Consider the following 18,204-nt stretch of genomic DNA (forward strand, 5'->3'; position numbering starts at 1 on the left):
TTTTCTTAACTACCTTTTATCATTGAGTTACAAAGCTACACTCTACAAATTAGAACTAAATTAAGCTCACATTAGAAAAGGCTTAGAATTAGTTAAATCCTAATCATACAAAACACAGATAATTTGGATATTTGCCCTTCAAAAAAACCTCTAAAACCTATATATTCTCAGAATTTGCTTAGATAAGGCATCAAAAATTAAAGGAAAAAATTTAATTGATTATGTTTGGCAAATTCTATCCACTAAAGCAAAATTTGCGTTTTTTATCTTGAACCAATGCTCAATTTGTAAGACTTTTAAAATCCGTTGTTGGTCAGACGAAGCATCTAAATCTTTTAGTTTTTCTTGGAAATTTTCAAAAATCTTTGAGGTGTTTTTCTGGTTTTGTATCAATTTTTTCAAAATATCAAGCAATAAATTTTCAAGAAAACTTTCTTGCTTATCGGCTTTTAGTTTTCGTTCAAACGAGCGAATTTCGTAGCGTAGATAATCAAAATTGGCTAATTCGTATTGCGTAATTAAAAACAAAAACCTTGACTGAACATAAATTTGGTACGAAAAAGTATTACGATAATTATTGAGTATAAAATTCAAAAAGCGAAGAGTTTGCTTGTATTCTTGCTGCCAAAAGTGCGTAATGGCAATTGTCAGACATAATTGAGCTTGTGAATTGAAAGGCGTATTCGTGGTAAGTTTTTCAATAAATTCTTTTTGGACTTCAAGAAATTTGGCCGCATTCTCAAATTGGTCTTTATGATTGGAAATCGTTAGTTGATGATGCAAAGTTAACAACTCAATCTGCCAATTCAAATCTTGTGAATCGGACGAAATATTTTTCAATTGATTGACAAAAAAAGGCATTTCATCGAACCGTTCCATTGCACATAAATCGGTCAAAATTCCATCTAAAAGAAAAATATAATACGTTGGCGAATCAGTCCAAAGATGCGTATTTCTCTGAAACAGTGAATCCAATTCATAAAAAATCTTTAAACTTCCTTCGTTGTCTCCAATCATCATAAAATACGCTGATTGAAAATTGAGATGAAGTTTTTGTGACTCAAACGAACGATAATTTCGATTGTTCAAAATATTGTATTCCTCTAATAATAAGTCGTTTAGCTTAGTTTTTTCTTGCAAACTATTCACCGTACCTTTTCTCCAATAGCGTATCAATATAATTTCGTGCAAACTCGAATGACGATGTACTTGCATTTCATGTTCGAGAATTTCTTCAATTTTTCGTTGTTTTTTTATCAGCTCAAATTCATCCAATCCTGCTAATTGTAAGCGTGTCAAATACTGCAATTCGAGTCGAGCAGCCATCAAAAAACACGGATATAATTCGTTACTAAGAGCCGTTTGTTTTATCTTGTCCAAATACTCAAAACTCTCTTTCACAAATCCTTTTCTGTGTAAAATTTGAGTGTCTTTCAAGTCATTTATTAAACGATTTTCGATATTTTTATCATTTTCGGCTTGCCTAAGTGCCTTCATTAAGTTATAATACAAATGTTTTCGAGCCGATTCCAGACCATTTTTAGTATATGATTTTTCTAGGCTTTCCACATCAATATCTTTACTCATCAACAAATATTCATACAATTTCAAATATTTTTTATCACCCTCCTGCATTCCTGCAAGCAAGCTAAAACTTTTCTTTTCTCCTTTCGAGAGTGAATAAATGAGATTTTTTAAAGTTAAAAGGTTCATTTGTTGTTAAACTATAAGTTTATATTAGCTATATAAATAAGTTAAAATATTGATTAACAATAGTTTAAAAATATAAATTTATTTTATAATTAGCCAAAAATACACAATATTGGTCAAATAAATATTATTAAACAATGAAAAAATTGTATTTAATTTGAATTCAATTTAAGCAATCAAACAAATGAAAAAACTTCAATTTTTACTCTTGCTTTCTTTAATATTTTTTACTCTGCAAGCACAAAAGCAAAAAGTGATTCTCGACTGCGATTTAGGCGATGATATTGACGATGCCTACGCTGTTGCATTGATGCTTTCAAGTACCGATAAATTTGAAATTTTGGGCATTACCACCTGCTACGGACGTACCAACGACCGAGCAGAATTGGCTTGCAAAATGCTCTATGAAACAGGTTTGGAGAAAATTCCTGTAGCAATGGGGCGAAATACTTCCAACAAAAATGATCGAGCCAATTGGTACGCCGAGCAATATTACTGGTCGAAAGGATTCGATAAAGTCAAGCCGATTAAGCAATCAGGTGCAGATTTTATCATTGAGCAATTGCATAAATATCCCAACGAAGTGATTCTGTTTTCGGTAGGCCCCGTTACCAATATGAAGGATATTATTGAAAAAGACCCACAGGCATTAAAATTGGCCAAGAAAATAATTGCCATGTTTGGCTCATTTTATATTGGCTATAATGGTAGTCCAACCATCAATGCAGAATGGAATGTAGTAGCAGATGTGGAATCAGCGAAAAAATTTGTCAATTCGGGAGCAAATATTGTGTATGCAGGGCTCGATATTACGGCCTTTGTAAAATGGGATAAAGCTCTTAGAGAAAAATTATTGTACCGTCAAAGTCCACTCACCAATGCTTTGTGCGGACTTACCACACTTTGGTCTTACGAGCGAACACCCACACTTTTTGATGCAGTAGCCATCGGAATGGCACTTTATCCTGACTTATTCAAAACCGAAAAAGTGTTCGTAGAAGTTGATGATAAAGGCTATACAAGAATCGATAAAACCAAAACGCCGAATGCCGAAATTGGCGTTAGCATCAATACCGAAGAGTTTTTGAAGCGAATAATGGACGTTTATTTAAAGCAAAATTTAGGGCGATGAAACAAAAAATATTCGTTATCGGTAGTTCAAATACCGATATGGTTGTAAAATCACAAAAATTACCCGCCCCAGGAGAAACAATCATTGGTGGAACTTTCTTGATGAATCCAGGTGGAAAAGGAGCAAATCAGGCAGTTGCCGCAGCAAAATTGGGGGCAGCAGTAACTTTTGTAAGCAAAACTGGCAATGATATTTTCGGAAAGCAAGCCGTACAAGGTTTTCAGCGGGAAGGAATCAATATTGATTATATTTTTACTGACCTCGAAAATCCCTCGGGTGTTGCTTTAATTTTAGTTGATGCCAAAGGCGAAAATAGTATCGCTGTAGCTTCAGGTGCAAACGGAAATTTGCAAATAGCTGAAGTTGAAAAGGCAATTGGACAAATCATGCCCAACGATACGGTTTTATTACAATTAGAAATTCCTATTCCAACAGTTGAGTTTGCTATCAAAAAATGCTTCGAACGTGGAGCAAAAGTTATCTTAAACCCTGCTCCTGCTCAGGTATTAGATGAGTCAGTTTTTAAATACCTCGACATCATCACGCCTAATGAAACCGAAGCTGAATTGCTCACAGGAATCAAAGTCATCGATTTGACATCTGCCGAACAAGCCGCCTTGAAATTTCATGAAAAAGGCGTAAAAAATGTTATTATTACATTAGGCTCACGTGGAGCATATTTGCATAACGATACCATTAATCGCCTTATTCCTGCACCAATTGTTGAGGCAACAGACACTACCGCTGCTGGAGATGTATTCAATGGAGCATTGGCAGTAGCATTATCTGAAGGACAAGACTTGGAGCAAGCCATTAGTTTTGCTTGTCGTGCAGCTGCTATTTCGGTTACTCGCATGGGGGCTCAAGCCTCTGCTCCGATGCGTAATGAGCTAAATTAAATGAGTGAATTCATAATTAGACTTCCTGCGAAAGTATTTTAAGTCGAAAAACAACATCTTTTCGGCTACAAACTGAGCAAATTTTTCAACCGTAGCGGTGCTATGCTTTCAAAATTTCCTCAATTTTCGCATGAAAATCTACTATTTTTCAATCATAAAACACTTTCGCAAGAAGTCTATTAAGTGAATGAAAAAAATTAAATTTTAAACATAAAATTTCTAATATACAAATATGAAAACCACCTCAATTCTCAGTCAAGTTTTCGGAAAAGTCTTTAAAAACAAGACTTTATTGCTATCATTATTACTATTATCAGCAACAATTGCCGATGCTCAAAAAATGATAAGTATGACCAAAGAAAACCTCAAAGACAAAATTATGGGCGGTTGGGCTGGACAAACCATTGGCGTTACATTTGGAGCTCCAGTAGAGTTTAAATTCAACGGAACTATGATAAATGATTACCAAAAAATTCCGTGGTATGATGGTTTATTAAAAAAATCTATGGTCAATGGGCCTGGAATTTATGATGATCTCTATATGGATTTGACTTTTGTTGAAGTATTTGAGCGTGAAGGGCTCGATGCTCCCGTTGAATCACATGCCAAAGCTTATGCCAATGCTGGCTACATGCTTTGGCATGCCAACCAAGCAGCTCGCTACAATATTTTGCAAGGTATTCTGCCTCCTTCCTCTGGACATTGGCTCAATAATCCTCATGCTGATTGCATAGATTATCAAATTGAAGCTGATTTTGCAGGTCTAATGTCTCCTGGAATGCCCAATACCGCTTCCAAAATTTCAGACAAAATTGGTCATATTATGAATTACGGCGATGGTTGGTATGGTGGCGTTTATATAGGTGCAATGTATTCGCTCGCTTTGACTTCAAATGACATCAATTATGTGGTAAATGAGGCTTTAAAAACCATTCCTAAGAAATCAAAGTATTATGAATGTATTGCTGATGTAATCAAGTGGCACAAAATGTATCCTAATAATTGGAAAAAGACTTGGTTTGAACTTCAGCAAAAATGGACAAATGACATTGGTTGTCCCGATGGTGTTTTTGCTCCATTCAATATTGATGCCACTATCAATTCGGCTTACGTTGTTTTGGGCTTACTTTATGGAAAAGGAGACTTTACCCAAACGATGGAAATTACGACTCGTTGTGGTCAAGATGCCGACTGTAATCCATCTTCAGCGGGAGGAATTTTAGGGGCAATGTTAGGCTATAAAGCCATTCCAGAATATTGGAAATTAGGCTTGAAAGAAATCGAAGATATGGATTTTAAATATACCTCAACATCGCTCAACGATGTCTATGAAATTGGAACCAAGCACGCTATACAAAATATCGAACGAAACGGTGGGAAAGTTTCAGGAAATACTATTACAATAAAAACTCAATTACCAACACCCGTTCGTTTTGAGGAAAGTTTTGAAGGACATTTTCCTTTAGATAAAAAATGGATAGGGAAAAATTTAGAAAATGAAGTAGAACTTGATTTTGAAGGAAACGGCTTCGTACTAAGAGGAGATACCAAACTCAAAGAAAGTAGCTCTCGAGAAACAAAAGGTGATAAATATGCTCAAATAGAAGTATATATTGACGACAAATTGAGTGAAACAATCAAACTTCCAGCAAAATTTACCACTCGCCGACTTGAAATTTGTTGGAAATATCAACTTGTAGATACTAAACATAAAGTCAAATTAAAACTCATAAATGTAGACCCTGAAATAATCTGTTATTTGTCAGAATTAATTTGGTATTCGAGCAAACCACAGAAACAAGTAACCATTGCCACTTTTGGGCCATATAAAAAGAAATAACTTGTACTTTACGAAGTACGAATTTTTACTCAAAGTCATTAAATCGCTTGCAAATATTGTAATATTAACAATTTGTAAATCGTAAATTCAAAAACCATGTTTATAATTCAAAACTATTCTATTGCTGTTGCTTTTACAATTGTAACAATGCTATGCTGGGGTTCGTGGGCAAATACGCAAAAACTGGCTTCAAAAGACTGGCGATTTGAAACGTTTTATTGGGATTATGTACTCGGAATTCTTCTCACATCAGTTGTCTTTGCATTCACATTTGGGAGCATCGGCGAAGGTGGTAGAAGTTTCATACAAGACATCGAACAAGCTGATAGTCAAAACATTCAATCAGCAATCATTGGTGGAGTAGTATTTAACGCTGCCAATATTTTATTAGTTGCCGCTATCACTATTGCAGGTATGTCGGTTGCATTTCCTGTGGGTATTGGTTTGGCTTTAGTAATTGGTGTAATTGTCAATTATCTCGACAATCCTGTGGGAGACAAAACCATGCTTTTTGGTGGAATGGCACTCATTGTTTTGGCCATTTTACTCAATGCCAACGCTTACCGAAAAATGCAAAGTGGCAAAGGTAGCGTATCAACCAAAGGCTTAGTTTTATCAGTAATAGCGGGTATTTTGATGGGGTATTTTTATAAATACGTAGCTGCTTCAATGTTTACTGACTTCAATGTTCCTGAAGTTGGAAAATTAAGTCCCTATACTGCCGTTTTCTTTTTTGCTATTGGTATTTTATTGAGCAATTTCTTGTTTAATACTTTATTGATGAAACGTCCATTTGAAGGAAAACCAATAGATTATGCCGCCTATTTTAAAGGTTCTTCCAAAAACCATTTGATGGGTATTTTAGGAGGAATGATTTGGTGCATCGGAATGTCGTTTAATATCATTGCTTCGGGCAAAGCAGGACCCGCTATTTCGTATGGCTTAGGTCAAGGAGCAACAATTGTTGCCGCTATTTGGGGAATTTATATCTGGAAAGAGTTTAAAAACGCACCAAAAGGCACTTCCACTATGCTGAATATTATGTTGCTGTGTTATATTATTGGTTTAGGAATGATTATCGCAGCGAGGTAAAATCAAATTTCTTATGCTAGCTTCTAAAAGTCTCGTTTTTAAGAATTTAATGTTTTCAAACGATTATTTTGACCTTAAAATAAATTTCACTCAAAGAAGATATTTTTTTTGACTATTTTTATGATATAAATAGCCAAAAATGAAAAAAATCTATCTTTCCTATGTACTATTCCTTGTTTCTCAATCAATTTTCGCTCAATCTTTGTCAATTTCATTTAATGGACAAACTATTTGCAAAGCAAAAGTTGGACATGTTGGTTTTCTGTCCACGGGTTCATTTAACCAAGACAATTACTTCAAAATTCAACTTTCAGATTCATCAGGTAGTTTTACAAAACCTATTGAATTAACTCGTTTTTTTAATGCTTCGTTTCAAAAAATTGCTTTTGTTTTACCCGATACAACCTATTTAGGCACTAAATATCGCATTAGAGCAGTAAGCACAAGTCCGCTGATTATTGGTAATGATAATGGAATAAATTTAGCCGTAGTTGATACTTGCAAAATTCCAACTAAGCCAATTATAAGCTTGCAAAATTTAAGTTCTAATCTCATTTGTACGCCTGCAACAACTACACTCAATTGGACAATTACAGGTGGTACTTTTTCAAACGCCAATATACTGACTGTTCAACTTTCAGACTCAAGTGGAAGTTTTCACTCTCCATATAATCTTGCTATTGCTACGGCAAATGCTATTACGCAAAACATTTCGATTCCAGATGGATTCATAGAAGGTACAAAATATCGAATTCGAGTAATTGCTACTGATTCCAGCAGAATTAGCAACAATAGTGCTAATATTTCTATCCGAACCAAGCCAAAACCAGTAATTCAAATACTTCCAAACAATGCTTGTTTAGGCGATATCGTCAGGATTATTGCCAACGACAGTGGCTTAGGCGGCTCTTCGTTTCTGTGGTCGGGACTTGGAACTGGCACAAACGATACACTTATTTTCGATAAGGCTGGCATAGCTAATGTTGGAAATTACTCGGTTCAAGTTTCTAAAAATGGCTGTTCGGTTTCTACATCAAAAGAGCTTGTTTTATCAAATTGCAAACCCGATTGGGCATGGGCGTTAGCAGATACTTTTTGGACAAATACGTTTACATATCCCTCTACCATCGTTGACACAGAGATTGACAGTGAAAATAACCTATTTATTGCTGGTTTTTTCTCTCAAAAGATGGATTTAGGTAGTACCACCATCAATGCCATTGAAGGAAATAGTGCTTTTTGTGATAATACCGAAAAAAGAACTGGTTTTTTAGCTCGTGTAAGCTCGAATGGTCAATTATCTTGGTACAGAAAATGGAATACGTTGTCAGAAACGGGAGATTATCAATATTGCGACCTGACAATTGATAATGGTCAAATATTCATCGTTTCGGAGTTTAACGCAACTTCTCCTTGTAGCACCACACCTCGAAGTCAAGCATCATTAGTGATTACTGATGAGGAGGATTTTTCTTTAGGAACAATTAATGGTTATTGCCGATATGCTATTCCGAGTACAAGTCCAACACAATATAATTACCGATATAAAGGACGCTTTGCATGGGCAGCAAAATTCGATTTAAGTGGAAACTTAGATGTTTTGTCGAACCTTACTGAGCTAAAAGCTTGTAGTAGTTCGCCTACAAACTTTGACGCTCAACCAACATATGGCTTAGGCAACAAAGGATATTATTCGTTAAAAGCACGTAATAATAAGCTATGGTTATTATATACTTGGAATCAGGGACTTCCTAACATCATAAAATTTACAAACGGCAATCAATATATCAATGAAGCTGCTGGCTTAGTAATGGCAGAGCTGAATCATGCTAACTTGAGTATCATTAAGTTTGAGAAAATGACTGTAAGTTCACCAAACGGAGCTTTGGGTTTGTCGAATCTTGATATTGATACTCAAAACAATATTATTATAAGTGGCTCAAGTGCTACAACTGGCATTGGCACTGCCTTACAAGTGATTTTTGGTACAACCCAACTCAATTTTAGCGATGCCGATTACTTTGCTGCAAAATATAATACGACTTCAAATAGTTGGTTGTGGGCAAAAAAATCACAAATTGACCAAGTAAATACCAATTCGAGTGCTGCTCCAAATATCAAAACTGACTCTCAAAACAATGTTTATTTGGGTTTTTCTTACAAACCTGTCAGCGGAGGAAATTTTGCGGGTTTAACTTTTCCTGCAACACCAATTGGTTTTGATAATAACCAAACTGCTGCCTTGCTGAAAATAAATTCGAGCGGAACTGCCCAATGGATAAAATTAAATAATCATAGATTTCGAGAAGGAAGGAATATGTTAGGAATTGATTATCAAGATAATATTTACTTCACTTCTTTTCTAAATAACTCGCCTACCTCCGAATACTTTTTGATTGATAATCATCGCTTACAGCAAAAAGACCTTACAACAATCAGCAATACTTCTGGAACACCATTTGTGGCAATTTATAAACCATCAGGCAGTTTGGTTGGCACCATCAATAATATCAAAGTTTATAATGCCCTCACGCTCAATGGTTTAGTGATAGATTCCAATAAGAATATAGTTTTCAGTGGTCAAAACTTCGGCAAAGCTTCGTTTGGACAATTGACTTTAAACACTAATCATGGCATTCAGACCAATAATAATGACAACCGGAAAAGAGCATTTATTACAAAAATAGCTAATCCACAAAGTGTCGTATTAGACAGTGTTTCTATCCATGCTTGTGTTGGATCTCCCGTACAAATTAAGTTTATTAGTGGAGGAAGTTTTGTAAATAATACGTTGTATAAAGTGCAATTAATTGGTATTCGTGGCACTAAACAAGGAAAAATAATCGAGATAGCCAATGGCATAAGTAGCCCTATCTCGTTTACTGCTCCTGATAGTTTAGCCGAAAATACATTTTATGCACGAGTTCTGACTGGAGATAATAAAATTGTTGGCACTTATCGAACCGACGATACACTTGTAATAAATAGCATTCCTCAACCTGTCATTTTGAGTAATCAGTTAGGTTATTCTTTAAATCAAAATATCTGTACAACACTTTTACCAAATTACAGAATTCAAGGTTGGGGCGGAACTCAAGGAGTTTTGAAGTACAACGGAACTACGGTTTATACAGGTTCAAATATTGATTTTCAGCCCACCACCTCACAATCAGGCACTTATAATGTCCATTGGACTCAAAATGGATGTTCGGGAGTAAGTTCCAATTTGGTGTTAAACATATATAGTCAACTTACTGCACAACTCATGGGCAACCAAACGGTTAGTACCAGTGGCTCGCCTATTTATTTATCTTTACTAGTAAACGGAGGAAAAGACTACAATGTAAATATTTCGGGTTTAGCACCATTCAATTCGGATAAAGCCTCTCAAACAATTACAGTAACACCTACTCAAACTACGACTTATAACCTCACATCGGTTTCCAATTATTGTGGCAATGCAACTGTTATCGGTTCGGCAAACGCCGCTCAAGTTATACTTTGTCCAAATTCACTTTTACTTCAAAATCCAACTGATAATTATAATACTGGCAATATTTTAAAACAAACCAATAATGTTCATGGCGAAATTATTGCCAATAATCATATTACAAATAAAGCCAAAGTAATCTATAATTCTGGCAAAAAAATTGTTCTCAATCCAGGGTTTTCAACTGCCGACAGCGTTTCTTTCAAAGCCGAAATTGGAGGTTGTAAAACCATAGCATCTATCACAGACCCTGCTTTCAAGTTAGGGTATCAAAAGCTATTCATCAATCATAGTAATTTTGACCAGACTGTATTAGAAATGACCGAATTTGCCAATAAAGGAGCAAGATTATTTGAAATGACAATTCGTTTGGAACAGATTTTTAAATCTCTCTCACAATTCAATGAAACCAATCCTGCCCTACTCAATCAATATTGGTCTTTATTCGATAAAATCGCTGGTCATGCAAGTAATATTTATGATTTTGTGGTAATCCGTGTCGCCGTTGATTACGATGATTCAAGGTATTATTTTCAAGAAAGAGATGAATCCGACCCCAATCAGCAAATTTATAATACTTATGAAAATGCCCTTTTTGATTTATTTGGAGGAGAAATAATTCAAGACCAGTTTGGAAATCCTTCACGAGTTGGATATGGTTCTGGACATGGTTCTTTTGCCTCTATTAGTGCGAAAGCCAAAATGAAAGGCTTTATTCAAAAAATTATGGAAAGATATTCGCCTATTTTAGGAGAAAGACTTTATTGGGTTTCAGTAGTTACCTCAGCACAATTTGAAACAGGGTTTAATTACGAAAATACGTGGAATGGCACCAATTTTATTAGTCCCCGTGCATGCGAATTTGATTATACGCTTGCCAATGTCAATCAGTTTAGAAGTTGGTTAGTAACCGAGCGATATGCGGGTTTGACTGCCGTAAATAGTGCTTATGGCACAAGTTACAACAATCAAAGTCAAATTCAGCCTCCCAAAGTAAACGTCACTACATTAGATAACATGACAGGTACAAATGTTCAAGCTATGTATAATTCACTTTTGTTTGAAGATTGGTACAAATTCAATTACAAACAATTAAAATCATTTTTGCTTGAATGTAAAGCTGTTGTGAAAGCACAAAACCCCAAAATAAAATTTTGTTTTGAAGCAGGTTCTAATACCGATCAACTCAGTGCGGCACGCAAAACATTCAATATTCCTGATATTAATACGTATGCCGATGTTTTGAAAACAGCTTTTCAGACCAGTAGTTTTGCTGGCTCGAAAACTTGGGATGCAGATGTTGTTCGCACAAATTTTACTGGCGAAATTGAGTCCGAAATAAATGAAGCCGACGTAGTAAATATTGGAGGAATCACTGATCCAATCATTGTTAAACAAAAGATGCTTGAATATTCAAAGACAGCTTATTTGAATCATGCAAAGTCTATTGTTTTTGTTGCCGATAAGTCTACTCAATATTACAAAAACTCGTTGGATGCTTTAGGAGAGTTTAAAACGTGGATAGACAATCATACCGAACAACTAACCGAAGGTCAAACAATTAATGTTAACCTTTCTCAATTAATCAAAAACTTTTCAAATGCTATTGCTCCATTCAATGCCATTGCTCCTACATTACCAACAAATGGCTATCAAAATAGACCAAAAATTATCATTAATCCCAATAATTAATGACTAAAAAACTAATTTCATAAGATAATTTCATTGCTTTTCCTGCAACATTTTTCAAGAAATTGGTGTTAGAAAAACATGAAACAACTCGCTTATCTCAACAAATATTTTCTTAAATACAAATGGTACCTGATTTTGGGTATCATTTTTACCATCATTTCTAATCTTTTTGGTATAATTCCTGCCCAAATTGTGCGTCATGCCCTTGATTTGGTGAAAGAAACGATTGACATTTATTTCCTTTTTGATAACTCGCAGACTCAAAAAACCATGTACGATGTATTTACAACGAGCATTGGCATCTATGGTTTACTTATTTTGGCGATGGCAATCTTAAAAGGGATTTTCTTGTTTGCTGTTCGTCAAACAATAATTGTCATGTCTCGTCACATCGAATTTGATTTGAAAAACGAAATTTATGCTCATTATCAAAGTCTGCCTTTGAGTTTTTATCGTCAAAATAATACTGGTGATTTAATGGCAAGGATTTCGGAAGATGTAGGAAAAGTGCGGATGTACGTCGGTCCGTCACTCATGTATTTGATGAATATGTTTGTTTTGGTAGTTTTGGTTCTAAGTTATATGTTTTCGGTCAATACTCGTCTTACTTGGTGGGTTTTGTTGCCGATGCCTGTACTTTCGGCGAGTATATTTTTGGTGAGTACAACCATGAATAAACGTTCAGAAGAAATTCAAAGAAGCCTTTCAAATCTTTCGACTTTTGTTCAGGAAGCTTTTTCAGGAATTCGAGTCTTAAAAGCCTTTGCTCGTGAAGATGATTCTGCCAAGCGTTTTACTGCAGAAAGTGATGTTTACAAATCAAAATCTTTGGCTTTAACTCGTGTCGATGCCCTGTTTTCACCAACAACTGCCCTACTCATCGGTTTAAGTACAGTTTTGTGTGTATATGTAGGTGGACAAGAAATTATTGCAGGAAGGTTGACGCCAGGAAATGTCACCGAATTTATCATGTACGTTTTTATGCTCACTTGGCCACTTATTGCTTTGGGCTGGACTTCAAGCCAAATCCAGCGAGCGGCGGCTTCTCAAAAACGTATCAACGAATTTCTCAATATCAAATCAGAAATCGTTTCTGCGAAGAATATTACTAAAGCCATCGAAGGCAATATTAGCTTCCAAAACATTGATTTTATTTACCCCGATTCGGGCATTCAAGCTTTAAAAAACTTTAATCTTGAAATAAAAGCGGGTGAGTCAGTTGCAATTCTTGGTACGACTGGTTCTGGAAAAAGTACAATTGCCAACCTGATGGTACGAATGTATGACACCACCAATGGTCAGGTATTATTCGATGGAATTTCGATAAAAAATTATAACGTTCAGTACCTCCGTAGTCAGATTGGTTATGTACCCCAAGAAGTATTTTTATTTTCAGATTCGATTATGAATAATGCCAAATTTGGTTCACCACATTTATCCGAAGAACAAGTTATTCAAGCTACAAAAGATGCCGATTTATACCAAAATATCATGGATTTTCCAGAGAAATTTGACACTAAACTCGGCGAAAGAGGAATTACACTTTCGGGCGGACAGAAACAAAGACTCTCAATTGCTCGTGCCATTGCTCGTGAACCTAAAATATTAATTCTTGATGATTGTCTTTCGGCAGTTGATACAAATACCGAAAACATTATCTTGAATAACCTACAACGCATCATGCAAAATCGTACTTCGGTGATTATTTCTCACCGAGTTTCTTCGGCAAAATTAGCCGACAAAATCTTGGTTTTAGACAATGGGCAGGTAGTAGAGGAAGGCACTCACGATGAACTTTATGAAAAAGGTGGCACGTATCGTGAGCTTTACGAAAAACAATTGCAGACTGAGGATGTTTAGGCATCAAACAACTTGTCAAGTATCACTTTTTTTTATAAAAAAACCTTGCAGGATTGAAAAAATCGTGCAAGGTTTTACAGTTATTACTTCCTCAAAATCAATAGACTTCCTGCGAAAGTGTTCTATGATTGAAAAATAGTAGATTTTCAAGCGAAAATTGAGGAAATTTTGAAAGCATAGCACCGATACGGTTGAAAAATTTGCTCAATTTGTAGCCGAAAAGATGGTATTTTTCGACTTAAAATACTTTCGCAGGAAGTCTAATATCTTCTGCCATTACGCTCATCGTAACGGTCGTCGCTACGACGGTCGTTTGTATTACGATTTCCTCTGCTGAAATCATCGTAAGTTACACGGTCGCCATCACGTTTTTCACGATTAATCCAACGATTCAAAACTGTTAAATCTTCAATCAAATCTTTTCGTTCACGTGGGTCTAAATTGCCATCACGTTTATAGCGATTTTCTTTGTATTCGATTTGCTCAACTTCACGCAGTAAACGCTTCGACTCACGAGAAGTAATACGTCCGCTCTCAATTCCAAATGCAATTTGGCGACGAGCCTCACGTTGATAGCTATCTATGCGATCGAAGTTATTGCCTCCTCGAGAATCTCTACGACTATCTCCCCGTCTGTCATAACCACCATTTCTATTATCGTAGCTGTCTCTGTTGTTATAACCGTTGTCTCTTCTATCATTTCCTCTTTGTGCATCGGCTGCGATAGCACTTGCTACCAACATTGCCACAATCATTAGCTTTCTCATAGTTTTATCTGTTTTGGTTTTTTTGTGCTATTAAATATTCCTTAATTATTGGAATTTAATACTTAGATGCAAAACCACAACCAAAGGTTTACTCGGCAATTTGTTAATGATTGTTAATAAAGATTAAACCTCGTTAATCTCTATTAACCCCATTTTTCTGTCAAATCATAATTCCATAAATTTCTGTTTTGATTTTAATATAAATTATGCTCTCAGCATCGTCGGCTATTTAGATATGAACAATTCCAAACAATTTACAGAGTACCGAAATAATTTTTCGGTACTCTGTTTTGAATAAATATGAAATTAGCTCTTTTTCTTGCATTTATACACCAAATTGAGTCAAATGATGGTTTAAATGCTTAAAAAGCATATTATTCCATTCGATTTTGTTCAAAGCTCCAAACGAATGAGATTCTTTGCTATCAAAATGGCTTTCGCCTAATTGCTGTGTTTTAGTAATATAATCAATCAAACGTTTTTTCTCTATCTCAAAATTTTTGGCTTCCTTGATAATAAACTGTGGAGCGGTTTGATTATTTTTTTTGTAAGGTGCTTCGTTCACTACCATATTTTTAACAAGCATTTTCAAGATGAATTTCATAAAAACATTCGGTTTTTGGTGAATGTCATCATAAATCATTTCATATGTTACATTGCAGTGAGCCAACATTTGGTCCACACTCATTTTGCCCCAAATAGGCTGAGTGCTTGGTGACAACTGATTAATTCTCTGAATGACTGCATCAGAAACTGTATTTGTAAAAATATTAGGTAGTGCCATATTTATTGTTTTTTGAGATGAAATTACTACATTTTTATTATACTTCTTAGTTCTACATTTCCGCCTACAAACAAGATTGGGCAACCTTCAGCTAACTTTAAAGCTTCATCCATTGAATCTGCTTTTACTACTATATTTCCTCCAACAATTTCTTTTAGTTCGGCATAAGGTCCGTCTGTAATAACGTTATTAGCTTTAAGTATTTTACCGCCAATTGAACTTAAACGGTTTGTACTTACAAATTTGCCTTGTGCTGCAATTCCTCCTATCCAATCTTGCCATTGCTTGATACTTGCTTGCATTTGTTCGAGTGAAGGCTTAAAATCTGGATTGTAAGGATTGCGAAAAATCATCATCAATTCGTTCATTGCTTTAAGATTTAAAAGGTTGTCACTTTTGAAGTTACAACGCTATTACTATTGGCTTTTGAGGAATTGGACAAATTTGAAGTATTTTTTTTGAAATTAAAATTTACAAAAGGTTTCACTCAACCAAAAATCGCACAAATACTTGATAATCAAGAACTTATGCGATTTGTATATTATTGTAAAATTATTAAGTAACTCTTTCTATGCCACTTTATAATTTTTCCATAACCATCATTTGACAAATAATCGGCTTGAGATAATGCTAATTAATAGTTTGGTTTGAATTTTGTTTTTTATGCTAACATTTTTTTTATTTGAATACTTAGACATATCATGCCTACTCTCCTATCAACTCCTTCAAAATCTTCTGAGCAGCAATTGAAATAACAGTTCCAGGCCCAAAAATACCTTTTACACCAGCATCATATAAATATTGGTAATCTTGGGCAGGAATTACACCACCTGCAATGACCATAATATCTTTTCGACCCAATTTCTTTAACTCTTCAATGAGCTGTGGTACGAGCGTTTTATGTCCAGCCGCCAAGCTTGATGCACCTACAACATGCACATCATTTTCGGTAGCTTGCCTTGCAGTTTCTTCGGGTGTTTGAAAAAGTGGGCCAATGTCCACATCAAAGCCTAAATCAGCAAAACTTGTGGCAATTACTTTTGCTCCACGGTCGTGTCCGTCTTGCCCCATTTTGGCAACCATAATTCTTGGGCGGCGACCTTCAATTTCGGCAAAATGATTGGCCATTTCTTTGGCAATTTTAAAATTCTCATCATCCGAAACCTCCGCTTGATATACACCTGATATTGAGCGAATTACGGCTTTGTGTCGTCCTGATACTTTTTCCATAGCATAAGAAATTTCGCCTAAAGTAGCCCGTTTTCGGGCAGCGTCAACTGCGAGGGACAATAAATTTTCTTCTTGTTCGCCATTTTTACTGGCTTCCGTTATTTTATCTAAAATAGCATTGACTTCTTCCGTATTTCTTTCGGCTTTTATTTTCTCAAGTTTTTCGATTTGCTTTCTCCTAACTTCCTGATTATCAATATCTAATACATCAATAATAGTTTCTTCGTCAGTTCTGAATTTATTGACTCCTACAATAATATCTTTACCCGAATCAATTCTTGCTTGCTTTCTTGCGGCCGCTTCTTCAATTTTCATTTTTGGCAAGCCCGTTTCGATTGCCTTTGTCATGCCACCCAAAACTTCTACTTCTTCAATCAAAGCCCATGCTTTTTCAACCAATTCTTTGGTCAAATACTCGACATAATAAGAGCCACCCCAAGGGTCAACTACTCGGCAAATCTCGGTTTCATGTTGAAGATACAGTTGTGTATTTCGAGCAATTCTTGCCGAAAAATCTGTCGGCAAAGCCATCGCTTCATCCAGCGAATTGGTATGGAGCGACTGCGTATGCCCTAAAGCCGCCGCCATTGCTTCGATAACTGTTCTGGCAACATTATTGAATGGGTCTTGCTCAGTAAGCGACCAACCCGAAGTTTGGCAGTGTGTACGTAAAGCCAAAGATTTGGCATTTTTAGGATTAAATTGCTTCACAATTTTTGCCCAAAGCAGGCGTCCTGCACGCAATTTAGCAATTTCCATGAAGTGATTCATACCAATTCCCCAAAAAAATGAAAGTCGTGGAGCAAATTCGTCTATGCCCATTCCTGCAGCAATTCCAGTGCGAATATACTCCAAACCATCGGCCAAAGTATAAGCCAATTCCAAATGTGCGGGAGCTCCAGCCTCATGAATATGATAGCCAGAAATAGAAATGGAGTTAAATTTGGGCATAAACTTGGCTGTATATGCAAAAATATCTCCTACAATTCGCATCGAAAACTCAGGTGGATAAATATAGGTATTGCGTACCATAAACTCCTTCAAAATATCGTTCTGTATCGTTCCAGAGAGTTTTTCGGGCGAAACACCTTGCTCTTCGGCTGCCACAATATAGAATGCCATGATTGGTAAAACCGCTCCATTCATGGTCATCGAAACTGACATTTCGTTTAAGGGAATTTGGTCGAAAAGAATCTTCATATCTTCAACCGTATCAATGGCAACACCAGCCTTGCCAACATCGCCCGTTACTCTTGAGTGGTCAGAATCGTAGCCTCGATGTGTAGCTAAATCGAAAGCAACTGATAAGCCTTTTTGTCCCCCAGCTAAGTTTTTTCTATAAAAAGCATTCGATTCTTCGGCAGTTGAAAAGCCCGCATATTGCCTAATTGTCCAAGGTTGCATGACGTACATCGTGCTGTATGGCCCTCTTAAAAATGGTGGAATTCCTGCTGAAAAATGCAAATGTTCAGCGTTTTTAATATCATCAGCCGTAAATTGAGTCTTAATATTTATTCCTTCGGCAGTGTGAAAAGCAGATTCGATGGTCGAGTACCGAGTGTCGACTGCTGACTGCTGACTATCGTCTAATGATATTTTTGAGAAATCTGGCTTCATTTGTTGTTGATACGTGAGGATAATTTACAGCTCGGTGCACCTATCAATTCCACAACGTTGGAAAGTTGTGTTACAAACATACGAAACAAAA

Annotated in this window: 11 protein-coding genes; 6 read left to right on the forward strand and 5 right to left on the reverse strand. The window is 35.8% G+C overall.

Features of this window, described 5'->3' with window-relative positions; translation table 11 throughout:
* Positions 1–219: 219 nt before the first annotated feature.
* Positions 220–1,713, reverse strand: coding sequence for a hypothetical protein (locus tag ACH2CJ_RS14820; protein ID WP_394993725.1), 1,494 nt, complete (start codon positions 1,711–1,713; stop codon positions 220–222).
* Positions 1,714–1,894: 181 nt separating this feature from the next.
* Here ACH2CJ_RS14820 and ACH2CJ_RS14825 point away from each other — a divergent pair, with 181 nt between their 5' ends.
* The 6 genes from ACH2CJ_RS14825 to ACH2CJ_RS14850 all read left to right on the forward strand — a co-directional run bounded on the left by ACH2CJ_RS14825 (position 1,895) and on the right by ACH2CJ_RS14850 (position 13,715).
* Positions 1,895–2,842, forward strand: a complete 948-nt coding sequence (locus ACH2CJ_RS14825) for a nucleoside hydrolase (protein WP_394993726.1) — start codon at positions 1,895–1,897, stop codon at positions 2,840–2,842.
* Positions 2,839–3,741 carry a ribokinase gene (gene rbsK / locus ACH2CJ_RS14830; RefSeq protein ID WP_394993727.1) on the forward strand — a complete coding sequence of 301 codons (903 nt, stop codon included), beginning with the start codon at positions 2,839–2,841 and terminating at the stop codon, positions 3,739–3,741. The genes ACH2CJ_RS14825 and rbsK overlap by 4 nt, the downstream gene beginning before the upstream one ends.
* Before the next feature lie 232 nt (positions 3,742–3,973).
* Complete coding sequence (locus ACH2CJ_RS14835; RefSeq protein WP_394993728.1) at positions 3,974–5,581, forward strand: ADP-ribosylglycohydrolase family protein; 1,608 nt, start codon at positions 3,974–3,976, stop codon at positions 5,579–5,581.
* 96 nt (positions 5,582–5,677) lie between these two features.
* Complete coding sequence (locus tag ACH2CJ_RS14840) at positions 5,678–6,673, forward strand: GRP family sugar transporter (RefSeq protein ID WP_394993729.1); 996 nt, start codon at positions 5,678–5,680, stop codon at positions 6,671–6,673.
* Positions 6,674–6,812: 139 nt separating this feature from the next.
* Positions 6,813–11,855, forward strand: coding sequence for a 3-coathanger stack domain-containing protein (locus ACH2CJ_RS14845; protein ID WP_394993730.1), 5,043 nt, complete (start codon positions 6,813–6,815; stop codon positions 11,853–11,855).
* A 78-nt stretch (positions 11,856–11,933) separates the two neighbouring features.
* The gene (locus tag ACH2CJ_RS14850; protein WP_394993731.1) at positions 11,934–13,715 is read left to right on the forward strand and encodes an ABC transporter ATP-binding protein; all 1,782 of its coding nucleotides are present in this window, start codon (positions 11,934–11,936) and stop codon (positions 13,713–13,715) included.
* Between the two features lie 260 nt (positions 13,716–13,975).
* Here the strand turns inward: ACH2CJ_RS14850 and ACH2CJ_RS14855 are convergent, their stop codons facing one another.
* The 4 genes from ACH2CJ_RS14855 to scpA form a co-directional block, all read right to left on the reverse strand.
* On the reverse strand, positions 13,976–14,482 hold the full coding sequence (locus ACH2CJ_RS14855) for a hypothetical protein (protein ID WP_394993732.1): 507 nt from the start codon (positions 14,480–14,482) through the stop codon (positions 13,976–13,978).
* Between the two features lie 325 nt (positions 14,483–14,807).
* Positions 14,808–15,266 carry a DUF1569 domain-containing protein gene (locus tag ACH2CJ_RS14860; protein WP_394993733.1) on the reverse strand — a complete coding sequence of 153 codons (459 nt, stop codon included), beginning with the start codon at positions 15,264–15,266 and terminating at the stop codon, positions 14,808–14,810.
* Positions 15,267–15,292: 26 nt separating this feature from the next.
* Positions 15,293–15,634 (reverse strand): YciI family protein, encoded by a 342-nt coding sequence (locus tag ACH2CJ_RS14865; protein ID WP_394993734.1) that lies wholly within the window; start codon positions 15,632–15,634, stop codon positions 15,293–15,295.
* Positions 15,635–15,971: 337 nt separating this feature from the next.
* Complete coding sequence (scpA, locus tag ACH2CJ_RS14870) at positions 15,972–18,113, reverse strand: methylmalonyl-CoA mutase (protein ID WP_394993735.1); 2,142 nt, start codon at positions 18,111–18,113, stop codon at positions 15,972–15,974.
* Positions 18,114–18,204 lie beyond the last annotated feature (91 nt).

The sequence above is a fragment of the Emticicia sp. genome (assembly GCF_043780375.1).
Classification (GTDB): Bacteria; Bacteroidota; Bacteroidia; order Cytophagales; family Spirosomataceae; genus Emticicia.

Coding starts and splice junctions, on each gene's coding strand:
- scpA (WP_394993735.1), bottom strand. CDS start 18,113: ATGAAGCCAGATTTCTCAAAAATATCATTAGACGATAGTCAGCAGTCA.
- ACH2CJ_RS14840 (WP_394993729.1), top strand. CDS start 5,678: ATGTTTATAATTCAAAACTATTCTATTGCTGTTGCTTTTACAATTGTA.
- ACH2CJ_RS14860 (WP_394993733.1), bottom strand. CDS start 15,266: ATGGCACTACCTAATATTTTTACAAATACAGTTTCTGATGCAGTCATT.
- rbsK (WP_394993727.1), top strand. CDS start 2,839: ATGAAACAAAAAATATTCGTTATCGGTAGTTCAAATACCGATATGGTT.
- ACH2CJ_RS14845 (WP_394993730.1), top strand. CDS start 6,813: ATGAAAAAAATCTATCTTTCCTATGTACTATTCCTTGTTTCTCAATCA.
- ACH2CJ_RS14820 (WP_394993725.1), bottom strand. CDS start 1,713: ATGAACCTTTTAACTTTAAAAAATCTCATTTATTCACTCTCGAAAGGA.
- ACH2CJ_RS14825 (WP_394993726.1), top strand. CDS start 1,895: ATGAAAAAACTTCAATTTTTACTCTTGCTTTCTTTAATATTTTTTACT.
- ACH2CJ_RS14855 (WP_394993732.1), bottom strand. CDS start 14,482: ATGAGAAAGCTAATGATTGTGGCAATGTTGGTAGCAAGTGCTATCGCA.
- ACH2CJ_RS14865 (WP_394993734.1), bottom strand. CDS start 15,634: ATGAACGAATTGATGATGATTTTTCGCAATCCTTACAATCCAGATTTT.
- ACH2CJ_RS14850 (WP_394993731.1), top strand. CDS start 11,934: ATGAAACAACTCGCTTATCTCAACAAATATTTTCTTAAATACAAATGG.
- ACH2CJ_RS14835 (WP_394993728.1), top strand. CDS start 3,974: ATGAAAACCACCTCAATTCTCAGTCAAGTTTTCGGAAAAGTCTTTAAA.